The sequence below is a fragment of the Acinetobacter sp. PC34 genome (genome assembly GCF_051789135.1).
Taxonomy (GTDB): domain Bacteria; phylum Pseudomonadota; class Gammaproteobacteria; order Pseudomonadales; family Moraxellaceae; genus Acinetobacter; species Acinetobacter johnsonii.
In genome coordinates this window covers 1,977,362-1,991,294 of the sequence record NZ_CP196664.1, presented here as the reverse complement: position 1 = coordinate 1,991,294, position 13,933 = coordinate 1,977,362, and the positions used below count along the sequence as shown (strand labels likewise).

Below are 13,933 nucleotides of genomic sequence, written 5' to 3'. Positions count from 1 at the left end.
CGCCCTGGTTAGGGCGCTTTTTTATTGATCATTCGCTGGGTTGTAATTGCTAACCCGTCGATCATTTTGTGCATAGTAGGTTTTTTTGTGTTCATACATCGCAGTGTCGGCACGTTTAAGTATATCTTCAACCCGCTCATTTGGCTGGCTGGTAGCAGTGCCAATCGACACACTAATCGGTTGATGATTATTAAATTGGTTATCTACCATTAAAAGCTCATGCAAACTTTCAATACAATGGTTCAATGCGGCTTCATCGGCGGCAGGTAATAGCACCACGAATTCATCACCACCGATCCTTGAAGCAGAGTATTGGGTATTTTCAATTAACTGATTCAGGGTATTACCCATACGGCGTAATAAGCTATCGCCTTGATCATGACCAAGGTTATCATTGATAGCTTTTAAGCCATTCATATCTAGGAAAATACAAGACACAGGACGTAGGTTGTTGCGCTCAAGTCTGTTGATTTCGGTGCTGTAGAAAGAGCGGTTATAAAGTTTGGTTAAGACATCATGCTTGGCCAAATACTCAAGATAATTTTCGGCTTTTTTGCGCGCAGTAATATCAGTGAGCGCCAGTTGTACCATACCCCAATCGTCTTCGAAGCCTGGAAACACGGCAAAATGCAACAACACATGGCGAATACTTCCATCGAGTGCATAATTGACTGCTTCGCAGTTATGTTGAATATTGCCATCCCACAGTTCGAGCAGCTGATGTCGAAAGGTCTGTTGGGTTGCGTTCTGAAAGACTTTATGCAAATTTTTAAGTAAATGGTCTTTGTCACGTGCAGCAAACAAATCGAGTGTAGCTTGGTTGACATCGGTAACCATGATGTCTCTGAGACATTCATTAATAAAGTCATTGTGGACATCAAGGAAAGTTTTAAAGTCACTGATCCCCAAACGACGTAAATGATCTAAACGTGCTTTGACTCGGCTAAAGTCCTCAACCCAAAGCGAAGTAGGCGAGTATTGAAAACGTGCTTCAGCAATTAAACGACTTTTTTCTTCTAAGCGTTGTGCATTGGCATAAGGCGTGATGTCTTCCGTGCTGATCAGAACCAATGAAAGATCGTGTTCATGACCAGGAAGTACTGTCCCGCGCAGGCGAATGTCAAGGCGATGACCTGTAAGCGTATAGTTTACGGCAGTGTTTTCAAATAAGGTCTCACCATTCCAAAGCGCGACCAGCTCATTTAAATGAGTGCTTGACATATCTGCTTTAAAAATTTGCGCAAGGTTCGCAGTTAAATCTTCAAAACTTTCGGCTTCAAATTGTTTTAAGGTTTGCGGGTTGACATGCAGGACTTTAATTTTATGCGCACAACTTAAAATACGTGATTTGTCTTCCAACAGAAAAGACGCAATATCTTCAACACCTTCACTCCGCCAAAGATCAAATTGTTTTTGTACTTCACTAAAGTCTTCTAACCACATGGCAATGGGAGATAATTCAAAAATAGGAGAGTCCAATAATTGCATTTATATCTCGTTTTTATGTTGGAATTTAAAGCAGTATAAGCGCTAAAAAAACTTTTTAAAATAATGTGATAAAAAAAGTTATTTTTAAAATTTATGTGAGTTTATGGGGGATTTAGTCAAAAAATGCATATTGATTGCGCATAGAAAGTGCATAAGCTCCAATGGTTTTGGAGCTTAAAGAGCGTTTATGCTGATAGCGATAAGCGCTAAATGCTTTGAGGTCGATAGCGAAAAGTTTGTGATTGTTGATATTGATGGTCGCGCCAAAATAAATTGATTACCAATAGGTTTGGAATCAATACCATGAAGAATAAATAAATCAAAAAATTCTTTCGTTGTTGTTGATAGATCTGCATGAAGTCTTGGCTGCTGATGGTTGTGTTGTCTGCTGTGACCGATAACACTAAAACTTCTGGGTAGATAAACTGACGGTTGTCTGTGTAATAACGGATACTAACCTTTTGTTGTTGAAGGTCTTCTAATAGCGGGCAGCTTTTAAAGCGATCCATGAAATTACAAACCAGTCTTAGTGGTTGCTGCTGAGAAGCTTCATTTAATACAATATCTTCATAGTGTGATTTATTACGCCCAGAGCCCACAGTGTAGCTATTTAACCGAATTTGGCCCTCGATGTGTTGTGGGTTAGGTATATGTTTTGCAATACGTACAGCCGAATAGTCAGTAAATTTGCTGAGACTGGAAAGTGCAAAAACATTAATGATGAAGAAGGGTGCCGTCATGAATAAAATATTTAAGAGGAGGTTGTTCTTTTTCGGTTGTTCGTTCTTTGTCTTTTTGAGGAAGGATAAGCATACAATGAAGATAAAGTAGACTGGGGATAGATTTATAAAACTAAAATCCTGAAATTGAGGCAGTTGATAAAATGCAATCAGCATGACAACGGCAATAGCCATACTGAAAAGTGCATGCTTGTTTCTTTTGGATTTTAAGGCTTCAAGTTGTCTATTTGTTTTCATGATTTATTTAAGTTTTTGAAAAGTATGATTATGATTCAGAGTGTAAGTGAACCTTTAAAAGTTAAAAAGGGAAAAGCAGGAACAATACCGTCACATTTTTTGTAGTAGTTGGCGATTGGGGGGTAGGGAAGATTTCAACAACTCTATTATTTTTAACTAAAAAGCCAACTCATAGAGTTGGCTTTTGGGGTTTGAAAGATGGGTTTCAACGAGAGGCTTTCCGCGCACGATGTTCGGGTTTTGGCGGTGCGATTTCTCGGCTGCCTTGCCAAACTTCAATGAAGTCTTGTTCATTGATATTATAAAGTTCCAACAGCGCTAAAATGGCACCACCAAAAAGCATGCGCCCCTCCGCGTTGGTCTCAAAATCAAATATTTTCCCTGACAGCGCATGTAAAATATCTTCAATTTCAAAAACACGATCGCGACCATTACTGTCGGTTGGATACATGCGTGTGTTGAGAATAATTTTGGCTAAACTTTTTTCATTATCGGTTAAGGCCAAATGCTGAATCAGCATGTCATCATTTTGAGTGCTGAAAATCACGGCATCATTAAAAATGGTATGCAAAAACTTTTTATTTAGACGTGGTAGTGTTCTTTCCACAAATGGGCGAAATGATGCGGGGAAAATAACATTATGAGAAATGCCTTTAAACATAGGAGCAATTTCTTCAACTTTATAACCTGCAATACCACAGCCGATAGAGGTTAGAAAGTAAGTCATTTTAGGGTGATTTTTGGTATAGATTTTAAAGTCATCAATATAGTGTTGAATTTGCGAGAGCGGCATTTGCTGTAAGTGTTCGTTCATGGTGGGAATGGCATAACTTTGCCCTGACCAACCACGTCCGACGCCTTTTATTGCGCCAAAGTGTTCAAGTGCAGTTCGGGCAGCACCATCCGCATGTTGACCTGCCATGTTACTACCAAACACAAATACGGTATGTTCATCTAGGTTTTTGACGATGCTTTCGTCATGATATTGGTATGTCATAGGCTCTGATTTTTCGCTCTTCTTCACTTCATGTTGCCCTTGAAATACGGGGGGGTCAAGTGAAAAATCTTTGTAATATTTTCAGTAAATTACATTAAAAATCTAAAAGCAAGAATTGCTCGGGATTGAATCTGTTAAAATAGTCGGTTGAAGAAGCAAATCTTGGGATATGTCTGTGAGTGAGAAACAACCTTTTGATTTAGTCACCAATTACCAACCCGCAGGTGATCAGCCGCAAGCCATCGAAAAGCTTGTTGCTGGAATAGAAAAGGGCTATCACGACCAGTTGTTACTTGGGGTTACGGGTTCAGGTAAAACCTATACCATGGCCAACGTGATTGCGCGGACGCAACGTCCGACCATTGTCATGGCACATAATAAAACCTTAGCCGCACAGCTTTATGGTGAGTTCAAATCTTTCTTTCCGAACAATGCCGTCGAATATTTTGTCAGTTATTATGACTATTACCAACCCGAAGCCTATGTGCCATCTTCAGACACATTTATTGAAAAAGATTCAGCGATCAATGACCACATTGACCAAATGCGTTTATCTGCAACACGTTCGCTCTTAGAACGTCGCGATGCAATTATTGTTGCTTCAGTTTCTGCTATTTATGGTTTGGGTGACCCCAATGCCTATATGAGCATGCTGCTGCATATTGTACAGGGCGATCGTATTGCACGTGATGATATCATTCGTCGTTTGGTGGAAATGCAATATAGCCGTAATGAGCTTGAGTTTTTACGCGGTACCTATCGTATTCGTGGGGAAATTATTGATATTTTCCCTGCGGAATCAGACCAGCATGCGATTCGAATCGAGTTGTTTGATGATGAAGTCGATTCGATTCGTTGGTTCGATCCACTGACAGGCAAACTGGTACGTAAAGTTCCGCGCATAACTATTTACCCAAAAAGTCACTATGTAACACCGAAAGATAATTTAGAGCGCGCCATCGGCACGATTCGTGAAGAGTTAAAAGAACGCTTAGGTTTCTTTCGTGCACATGACAAATTGCTTGAAGCACAGCGAATTGAACAACGTACCCGTTATGATTTAGAAATGATGCAGCAGTTGGGCTATACCAACGGTATTGAAAACTATTCACGTCATTTATCCGGTCGTCCTGCGGGCGAAGCGCCGCCAACCTTATTTGATTATGTTCCTGACGATGCCTTACTAATTATTGATGAGTCACACGTGACTGTGCCGCAAATTGGCGCGATGTATAAAGGTGACCGTTCGCGTAAAGAAAACTTGGTGAATTATGGTTTCCGTCTTCCTAGTGCGCTAGATAACCGCCCAATGCAGTTTGAAGAATGGGAGCGGATTACGCCAGCAACGATTTATGTCAGTGCTACACCAGCCAAATACGAGATTGAAAAAGCCGAGCAAATAGCTGAGCAGGTGGTTCGTCCTACAGGGTTGATTGACCCCGAAATTGAAGTACGTCCGGTATTGACTCAAGTTGATGATGTGTTGTCTGAGATCAATATCCGTAAAGATCTAGATGAGCGTGTTTTGGTAACCACCTTAACCAAACGTATGGCAGAAGATTTAAGCTCGTATTTGAAAGAGTATGGCGTCAAGGTTGCCTATCTGCACTCAGATATTGATACCGTTGAACGGGTGAAAATTATTCATGACTTACGTTCGGGTGTCTACGATGTCCTCGTCGGGATCAACTTACTACGTGAAGGCTTGGACATGCCTGAAGTGTCTTTAGTGGCTATTTTAGATGCGGACAAAGAGGGTTTCTTGCGTTCTGAGCGTTCTTTGATTCAAACCATTGGTCGTGCAGCGCGTAATGTAAAAGGCAAAGCGATTTTATATGGTGATCGGATTACCGATTCGATGCAAAAAGCCATTGATGAAACAGCCCGTCGTCGTGAAAAACAAATGGCCTTTAATGAGCTGCATGGCATTATTCCGCGTAGCACTATCAGACAAAATAAAAAGGATATTGATACAGGCGAAGTGCTGACAGATGATCAAGTTGAAAGTGGTATCACAGATCAACACCAAACCTTAAGTGCAGATCAGCAGCACTTGCTGTCCGATCCGAAACTTCTTGCCAAGCATTTAAGCAAGTTGGAAAAAGAAATGTTAAAAGCTTCTAAAGAGCTACAGTTTGAGCAAGCTGCACGTCTGCGAGATGAAATTTTGCGCTTAAAAGCACAACTTCTAACCTAAGTTGCATTTACATAACGCTACAGTAATTTGGGCAGAAAGCATTATTTTTTAAAGAGATGTTTATTTTTAGATCATAAATTCTGAAATATTAAAGGTACAGTTTATGTCTGCAAATCTTCCAAAGGCGGGTTTTACGCTTGCCAAAATTGCTGTAGGTGGTGCTGTTTTAGTCGGGTTAGGCATGGCAACCATGGCTTATGCCCAGAGCAAACCCTTAGCTGTGGTGGATAAGGTTGAATTAGACCGTTATTTGGGTGTTTGGTACGAAATTGCACGTAAGCCCATGTACTTCCAAAATAAATGTGGAAGTAATGTCTCGGCTACTTATACCCTGAATGAAAATGGCAATGTGACGGTAGATAACCGATGTTATGCCCAAGATGGTAAGTTGATGCAGTCCATAGGTGAAGCATTTGTACAAAACCCACCTTTTAACAGTAAGTTGAAAGTGAGTTTTTTACCTGAAGTGGTGCGTTGGTTACCCATGGCACGGGGGGATTATTGGATTTTAAAAATTGATGATGACTATGAAACGGTTTTAGTGGGTGAGCCACGCCGTAAGTATATGTGGGTGCTTTCTCGCTCGCCACAACCAGACCAAAAAGTCATTAATGAATACTTAGAATATGCAAAGTCAGTGGGTTATGACTTGAATGATTTGATTCATACCAAACAATTGCAAAAATAAAATCTATTAAGCCTTGAAAGCCATGCTGAAGCATGGCTTTTTTAGTTTCATATACGTATTTTAAAACTTGAATAATAAAGCTTTATACAGTCGAACGCTTTATAATCGGAGCCTGGTAAAAATCGCGTAAATCAATGTGGAGTGAAGGATGTATAAAGGTGTTGCACTATCGGTTTTAGCATCCGTCACTTTTGGGGTTTTGTATTTTTATACCTTTTTTTTAAAGCCTTTGGATAGTGAACAAACTTTTGCTTGGCGTATGCTTTCGACCTTACCCTTTTTAACCGCATTCATGTGGTGGAGTGGTGATTTAAAACTCATTTCGGAGTTGTTTAAGCGTATCTTTAAACAACCTTGGATGTTTGCTTGGTTATTGTTTAGTTCGGTTTTATGTACCACGCAGTTGTGGCTATTTTTATGGGGGCCCATGAATGGTCGCGGCCTACAGGTGTCGCTCGGCTATTTTTTACTGCCTTTGGTCATGGTGTTGGTTGGTTGCATCCTTTACAAGGAAAAACTATCCCGCTGGCAAATGGCTGCGGTAGCCCTTGCTATGCTTGGGGTAGGACATGAAATTTGGCGTATTGGTAGCATGGCATGGGAAACGGTTTATATCGCTTTGGCTTATCCTTTGTATTTCTTCCTGCGCCGTGTTTGTAAAACGGATCATTTGGGTGGCTTCTGGTGGGATCTGTTTTTGATTTTACCTGTCGCATTCTATTTGGGCTTTGTGCATAGCGATAGTTTGGCTTTGATACAACAGTTTCCACATCTGATTTTGGCGGTCATTGGACTGGGTTTCTTAAGTGCGATGGGGCTTGGAAGTTATATACTCGCGAGTCGTTATTTACCTTTTGTGATTTTTGGTTTGCTGAGTTATTTGGAGCCAGTTTTACTGGCAGGAGCATCAGTTGCCATGGGAGAGCGTATAGAGGCAGGTGAGTGGTTTACTTATATTCCAATTTGGTTTGCAGTCTTATTGCTTATTATTGAAGGCGTGTTGCATTTATATAAACAGCAACAAAATAAAAAACAGCTCGAACGAAATATTGAGCATTTTGAAAAACAGCAACATTCAGACTAATTTGATGATGTTTGGAGCTGTCATTGCACTAGAATTTGGGCGATAAGCATGTTTCTGATTTGTTTTTTGCCCTTTAAGAATAATTGACTGTTTGATAAAACATCATTTGCGTAACTGTTTATTTTTTATCTAAAAAAATATTTTTTTAATTTTTATACTGCAAAATCATAAGACTAAATGCAATCATTTCTTAAATTAATAATGAATATACGACAAAAAACATCATGCATTTACAGCTTTCGATTCAAACTTGGCGCTAAATCCTTTACAATTGTTGGGTTTTAAAATTTATGCTTAGATTAAATTAATTAGAGGACGTATCTGTGAGCAAAGAGACTATCATCGCCCTACACGCAGAACACCAAGGTCGCTGGAAAAACCGTGAAGAAATCGCGGAACAAATGATCGCTTTGATCGGTCAGCTTTACCGTGAAAAAAATATTGTGGTTTCAGTGTTTGGACGTTCTTTAGTTAACCGTTCAGTTATCCAAATTTTAAAAGCGCACCGTTTCACTCGTATGATGGACGTTGAACTTTCAGTTGTACACACGTTCCCAATTCTTGAAGCGTTAGCTAAAATTGAAAATATCGGTACTGCTGAAATTGATCTAGGCAAATTAGCCGTTGCGTTTAAAGAGCAAGGTGGCGATGTTGATGCATTTGTTGCAGCAGCTGTTAAATCTGTAGAAGGTCGTGCGACTTCAGTAGAAGGCCGTGACGTTGTTCTTTACGGTTTTGGTCGTATCGGTCGTATTCTTGCACGTTTAATGATTGGTCAGTCTGGTCTTGGCCGTGGTTTGAACCTAAAAGCGATTGTGGTTCGTAAGTCATCTGATGGTGATTTGGAAAAACGTGCGTCTTTATTACGCCGTGACTCAATCCATGGTCCATTCTCTGGTACGATTTCTGTTGATGAAGAAAACGAAGCAATCATTGCAAACGGTCAATTCATTAAAGTGATTTATGCGTCGAACCCAACTGAAGTTGATTATACCGATTATGGTATTAGCAATGCGTTAGTGATCGACAACACGGGTAAATGGCGTGATGCTGAAGGTCTTGCTCAACACCTTAAGTGCCCAGGCGCTGCACGTGTGATCTTGACTGCACCAGGTAAAGGCGACATGAAGAACGTAGTGTTTGGTGTGAACCAAGCAGACATTCTTGATGAAGATACCATTATCTCTGCTGCAAGCTGTACAACCAACGCAATTACACCAACACTTAAAGTTTTACATGACAAATACACAGTGTTGAATGGTCACGTTGAAACAGTTCACTCGTTCACAAACGACCAAAACTTAATCGACAACTACCATAAAGCAGACCGTCGTGGTCGTGCTGCAACGTTGAACATGGTGATTACTGAAACAGGTGCGGCTAAAGCGGTTGCTAAAGCACTTCCAGCACTTCAAGGTAAATTAACAGGTAACTCTGTACGTGTTCCAACACCAAACGTTTCACTTGCGATTTTGAACTTAACTTTAGATAAAGAAGTTGATCGTGATGAAGTGAACGAATACATTCGTAAAATTTCAATCAGCTCTAGCCTTCAAGGTCAGATCGGTTATACCAACTCGACTGAAGTTGTATCATCTGACTTTATCGGTTCGCGTACAGCAGGTGTATTTGATGCGCAAGCAACAATCACTTCGGGCAACCGTTTAACTGCATATGTTTGGTACGATAATGAAGTTGGTTATAGCTGCCAAGTTTTACGTATTGCAGAGCAAATGGGCGGCGTAAGCTATCCAAAAATTCCAGCTGAAACAAATGCATAATTTGTAATAGCGACTAAAAAGAGCCTCAATTGAGGCTCTTTTTTTTGCGCTGTTGTTGTGGATGAGGCCAATCAGGTGCGTTGGGGTGACATAAGTATTGGCTTGAGTGGTAAGAGTTGCCAATGTTTAATCCCTACTAATTTACTTAGAATAATTAGAATACTGTGTAGAATAGGGTGATAAAAATTATAGAGTCTGGTTGGTATACCGCCCCCAATGACTTTCTAAGCTGACAACCGGATGATATTTGTCAGATAAAAGAAAATAAAACAAAAGGAATTTGAATTTGCAAGTGAAGCATGTGCTAAGTGGATTGGCATTCATTGTGTTGGCATCTGTATGCGGTGTGCTTATCGCTATTTGGATGTTTAAACACTTTAATATTTATATTCCCTTAGAAAATCAAAAAGTCAGTATTGATCTGCAAGAGCCTTTACAAGCTGAGGTTAAAATTCATGATGCCTTAGATGTTGATATCACAGGGCGCGTCAATGCAGAAATTCCGATCCGTGAAAACCTGAATATTCCACTGACCCAAACGCTGACTCCACGAGTGTATTTTGATAATCAGGTTCCGATTAAAACCACCATTCCAGTGCGTGAAACCTTGAAAATTAATCAGAACATGCCTGTAGATACCAAGGTACAGGTGAAAGTCATGGGGCGAGATGTGACTTTGCCTTTAAAAGGCAATATTCCTATTCAGTTGGATGTGCCGATTCATATCGATGTGCCACTTGAACAGCAAGTACACCTCAAATTTGATGCACCTGTGAAAACCGTACTGAAAGAAAATCTACATATTCCAGTAAATACAGTGGTTAAGACCAATATTCCAATACAGGGGCATTTAAAGGTTCCCATTAAAACGGCATTGAAAGCGTCGGTGGATGTACAGAATACATTGCCAATTGAAATTAAGCAGGGGGAGTTGAAAATTCCACTCAATAGCTTGCAATTACTGCGTGAAAAACCTCAACCTCAAGAACACGTGAAGCCATAGGGGGGGAGTATGCGGATATTCCAGTCTGCAAAGCGGCTTATACTGAGTTTTGTGTGCATTGTAATTTTGGTGGCTGTGCTGTTTTGGTTGTACCTGAATATTCAAGCTAATATGCAAGTGTCAGCGAGTGAAGCCCAAATTCAACTATCAGACTCCTTACCGACCAAAATCCAAGTGGGTAATTATTTAGAAACCCAATCCGTTGGGACTTTAGATACGCAACTGAAAATCGATCAGAAAATCAACCTGCCTTTGACAGGGAAATATTTGGCAAATTTAGAGTTTGAAGTAGAAGTACCCGTTTCAGTATCTATTGATTATCAAACAGAGGTGCTCATTGATCAAAATATGCCGTTGGAGACAACTACAGACCTAATTTATCAAAATAAACTATTGCCTAAGTTCCCACTCACTTTAGATATTCCGATTAAGCTGGCTGTACCATTTCATTTAAAGCAAGACTATCAGATCCCAATCAAAATTATGTTTAATGGCTTGGTCTATTTTGAGTTTGATGAGCAAGTGCGTCTGCATGTGTTACATCAGTTTGCACCACAGTTAAATTTGAATGACCCAATGACTATGCGAAAAATAGCAAGCTTCAATGCGACCATGTATAACACGGAACGGAGTACGACTGCGAATTTGGAGATGAATATGACACTACCTGTGAAGAACATTCATCCATAAAAAACACCACCAATCACTGGTGGTGTTTGAATGTGAAGATTAAATGATTGGCTTAAAGTGCGGCTTTAATCGAATCTTGAATACTGGTGGTCTTATGTCCAATCAATTGTTCTAGGTCTTTACTGTTGCTGTACATCGCGCCTTTGGCGGTCTGCACATCGGCATCCACAATCACATCAATCAAGTGTGATGGGAGGTTGGCTTGAATTAAGCCTTGACGCAGGTCATCGGCAGACAAATTTTGATAGATAACTGGCTTATGAGTTGCCTGACTGATGAATTGAGCCAAATCAGCTTTAGTAAAACTTTCAGAACCTGCCAATTCATAGGTTTTATTCTCATGACCTGTTGAAGTTAAAACTTTGGCTGCAGCTTCAGCATAATCTATACGCGATGCTGAGCTAATTTGGCCATCTTGAGCTGCGCCAAAAAGCGTCCCAATTTCAATGGTGTGAGCAACACCTGCAAGGTAGTTTTCGCTATACCAGTTATTTCTTAAGAAGGTATAAGTGATTCCACTGTCTTGAATTAGTTTTTCGGTTTCACGGTGTTCTTGGGCTAAGCCGAGTGGGGACTTATCTGCACGAAGTAAGCTAGTATAAGCAAGATAAGGTACGCCGGCCACTTTCGCAGCATCAATCACTGCTTTGTGTTGAGGTGTACGGCGACCAATTTCATTGGCTGAAATGAGTAATAACTTATCTATTCCTAATAAAGCAGGAGCTAGTGTTTCAGGGCGGTCATAATCAAACTCACGCAGCTCAATACCTTGGACTTTGAAATGTTCAGCTCTATCAATGTTACGAACCAGCGCAACAATATTCTGGGCAGCGGTCAGCTGCAAAAGTTGCTCTATAACGAGGTTGCCAAGTTGTCCTGTTGCGCCTGTGATTGCAATTTTCATAATTCACCTATGTTGGTTGTTTTCTATACTTGATGGTTGTATCTTAATCTGTTAACTTACTAAATGTAAGTACGTACCAAAAAGTAAGTAATAAACCAAATGGAGAGAAATGATGCACACCTATGCGACAAGCAAATTGTTAGGTCAAGTTTTATCCACGGAGTGTCCATCTCGTGAAATTTTGGAGCATCTTACGAGTAAATGGTCGGTACTGGTGTTGCGCTGTTTAAGTGATGGCGTACATCGTTTTAGTGAGCTCAAGCAGCGTATAGAAGGAGTGAGTGAGAAAATGCTTTCTCAGACGCTCAAAACGCTTGAGCATGATGGCTTTATTCTACGGACGGTCTATCCCGTGGTGCCGCCCAAAGTAGAGTACCAATTGACGATCTTGGGTTCTCAAGCCGCTGAGAAAACCATGTATTTGATTGGTTGGATTGAAAAAAGTTTGCCTGAAATTCTAGAAAGCAAGGAGCGAGTAGCAGCTTTAAAATAAAAGATGACAAGTAATGTGGATTGGTTGCGTGAATTCTTAATTACACTTTAATAGTGAATCCCTCAGGAGTGCGGAAGTGGATTAGAGCTGATTCAAATTTCAGGCTGTGAAAAGTCTTGTTATCAAACAAGCTATTCTTTTAGTGCGCTATTTTGATGTGAAAATCCTTTTTGAAAGTAAAAGTTGAGTAGGATTGAATAAAGTGAATCGAAGAGTGGCCTAACGACTAAATGGTCAGCACATTTAAATTAAAAAATGAAGAAAATCAGGTGAAAAGTGTCAAAAAATTAGATTTTGGTATTTTTGTGACTAAATTTCATGTTTCGCTGAATAATTCTATTCGAGAAATTTTGTAAAATATGGCAGAATATGCGGTTTTAAAGTATTTAGAGGATTGGCAGCATGCGCTTTGTTGATGAAGCAGTCATTACCGTAGAGGCTGGCGACGGTGGCAATGGCGTAGCCAGTTTTCGCCGTGAAAAATTCGTACCTTTTGGTGGTCCAGACGGTGGTGATGGTGGTCGTGGTGGTAGCGTATTTATCGAAGCTGATGATAATACCAGTACCCTTGTAGACTTCCGTTATACTCGCCGCTTCCGTGCGGAGCGAGCTAAAAATGGTCGTGGCGCGAACTGCGCAGGCCGTGGTGGTGAAGACACAGTATTAAAGGTTCCTGTAGGTACAACCATTGTTGACACTGACTCAGGTGACATTATTGGCGACTTGGTTGAAAGTGGTCAACGTGTGCTTGTTGCAGCGGGTGGTGATGGTGGTTTGGGGAATACTCACTTCAAATCATCGACGAACCGTTCGCCACGTAAGTGTACCCATGGTTTTAAAGGTGAATTCCGTGAAATTCGCTTAGAGCTAAAAGTACTGGCCGATGTTGGCTTACTGGGTATGCCAAACGCAGGTAAATCGACGTTTATTCGTGCCGTATCAGCAGCAAAACCTAAGGTTGCAGACTATCCATTTACTACGATGGTTCCAAACCTTGGTGTGGTTGATGCAGACAGTCACCGTTCATTTGTAATGGCGGATATTCCTGGCTTGATCGAAGGGGCTTCTGAAGGTGCGGGTCTTGGTATTCGTTTCTTAAAGCACTTGGCGCGTACGCGTATTTTGCTTCACATTGTAGATGTTCAGCCGATTGATGGTTCTGATCCTGCATACAATGCAAAAGCGATCTTGGGTGAGTTAGAGAAATTCTCTCCGACACTTTCAAAGTTACCTATCGTTCTAGTGTTAAACAAAGTTGACCAACTTGCAGACGATACGCGTGATGAATGGTGTCAGCATATCTTAGATGAAATGCAGTGGGATGGCCCTGTATTTAAAACTTCAGGTTTGATGTCTGAAGGGACAAAACCAGTTGTTTATTACCTGATGGATCAAATTGAGCAACAACGTGAACGTGAGCTTGAAGATCCTGACTATGCAGCAGAAGTGAAAGCATTCCGTGAGCAGCTTGAAGCTGAAACACGCGAACAAACTATTGCCGCTAAAGAAGCATATCGTGAAATGCGTCGCCAACAACGTCTTGCAGGCCTGTTGGCTGATGATGATGAAGACGATGATGAAGATGACGGCGAAATGGAAGTGTTTTACGTACGTTAAGCTCGTAATGAGTA

At 40.7% G+C, this 13,933-nt stretch carries 12 protein-coding genes; 8 read left to right on the top strand and 4 right to left on the bottom strand.

The window, feature by feature from the left end; translation table 11 throughout:
- Positions 1 to 21: 21 nt before the first annotated feature.
- From ACSC9N_RS09640 to ACSC9N_RS09630, 3 genes are all read right to left on the bottom strand, one after another.
- Positions 22 to 1,488: a sensor domain-containing diguanylate cyclase gene (locus ACSC9N_RS09640; RefSeq protein ID WP_010326449.1), complete on the bottom strand. Its 1,467-nt coding sequence runs from the start codon at positions 1,486 to 1,488 to the stop codon at positions 22 to 24.
- A 206-nt stretch (positions 1,489 to 1,694) separates the two neighbouring features.
- Positions 1,695 to 2,402, bottom strand: a complete 708-nt coding sequence (locus ACSC9N_RS09635) for a hypothetical protein (protein WP_171056717.1) — start codon at positions 2,400 to 2,402, stop codon at positions 1,695 to 1,697.
- 268 nt (positions 2,403 to 2,670) lie between these two features.
- Positions 2,671 to 3,462 (bottom strand): A1S_2505 family phage non-structural protein, encoded by a 792-nt coding sequence (locus tag ACSC9N_RS09630; RefSeq protein WP_010326451.1) that lies wholly within the window; start codon positions 3,460 to 3,462, stop codon positions 2,671 to 2,673.
- A gap of 175 nt (positions 3,463 to 3,637) precedes the next feature.
- Here ACSC9N_RS09630 and uvrB point away from each other — a divergent pair, with 175 nt between their 5' ends.
- The 6 genes from uvrB to ACSC9N_RS09600 all read left to right on the top strand — a co-directional run bounded on the left by uvrB (position 3,638) and on the right by ACSC9N_RS09600 (position 10,905).
- Positions 3,638 to 5,659 carry an excinuclease ABC subunit UvrB gene (gene uvrB / locus ACSC9N_RS09625; protein WP_010326452.1) on the top strand — a complete coding sequence of 674 codons (2,022 nt, stop codon included), beginning with the start codon at positions 3,638 to 3,640 and terminating at the stop codon, positions 5,657 to 5,659.
- A gap of 103 nt (positions 5,660 to 5,762) precedes the next feature.
- Complete coding sequence (locus ACSC9N_RS09620) at positions 5,763 to 6,347, top strand: lipocalin family protein (protein WP_010326453.1); 585 nt, start codon at positions 5,763 to 5,765, stop codon at positions 6,345 to 6,347.
- A 148-nt stretch (positions 6,348 to 6,495) separates the two neighbouring features.
- Entirely contained in the window at positions 6,496 to 7,431 is a 936-nt protein-coding gene (gene rarD, locus ACSC9N_RS09615) for an EamA family transporter RarD (protein ID WP_010326454.1), read from the top strand.
- Positions 7,432 to 7,754: 323 nt separating this feature from the next.
- Complete coding sequence (locus ACSC9N_RS09610; RefSeq protein WP_004980374.1) at positions 7,755 to 9,212, top strand: glyceraldehyde-3-phosphate dehydrogenase; 1,458 nt, start codon at positions 7,755 to 7,757, stop codon at positions 9,210 to 9,212.
- A gap of 286 nt (positions 9,213 to 9,498) precedes the next feature.
- Positions 9,499 to 10,215 carry a hypothetical protein gene (locus tag ACSC9N_RS09605; RefSeq protein ID WP_010326455.1) on the top strand — a complete coding sequence of 239 codons (717 nt, stop codon included), beginning with the start codon at positions 9,499 to 9,501 and terminating at the stop codon, positions 10,213 to 10,215.
- Positions 10,216 to 10,224: 9 nt separating this feature from the next.
- A complete protein-coding gene (locus tag ACSC9N_RS09600) occupies positions 10,225 to 10,905 on the top strand; it encodes a hypothetical protein (protein WP_010326456.1) in 681 nt (226 codons plus the stop codon).
- Positions 10,906 to 10,957: 52 nt separating this feature from the next.
- Here the strand turns inward: ACSC9N_RS09600 and ACSC9N_RS09595 are convergent, their stop codons facing one another.
- Positions 10,958 to 11,809 (bottom strand): SDR family oxidoreductase, encoded by an 852-nt coding sequence (locus tag ACSC9N_RS09595; protein WP_010326457.1) that lies wholly within the window; start codon positions 11,807 to 11,809, stop codon positions 10,958 to 10,960.
- Between the two features lie 112 nt (positions 11,810 to 11,921).
- Here ACSC9N_RS09595 and ACSC9N_RS09590 point away from each other — a divergent pair, with 112 nt between their 5' ends.
- A complete protein-coding gene (locus ACSC9N_RS09590; RefSeq protein WP_004980366.1) occupies positions 11,922 to 12,302 on the top strand; it encodes a winged helix-turn-helix transcriptional regulator in 381 nt (126 codons plus the stop codon).
- 402 nt (positions 12,303 to 12,704) lie between these two features.
- Positions 12,705 to 13,919 carry an Obg family GTPase CgtA gene (gene cgtA / locus ACSC9N_RS09585; protein ID WP_004980365.1) on the top strand — a complete coding sequence of 405 codons (1,215 nt, stop codon included), beginning with the start codon at positions 12,705 to 12,707 and terminating at the stop codon, positions 13,917 to 13,919.
- Positions 13,920 to 13,933 lie beyond the last annotated feature (14 nt).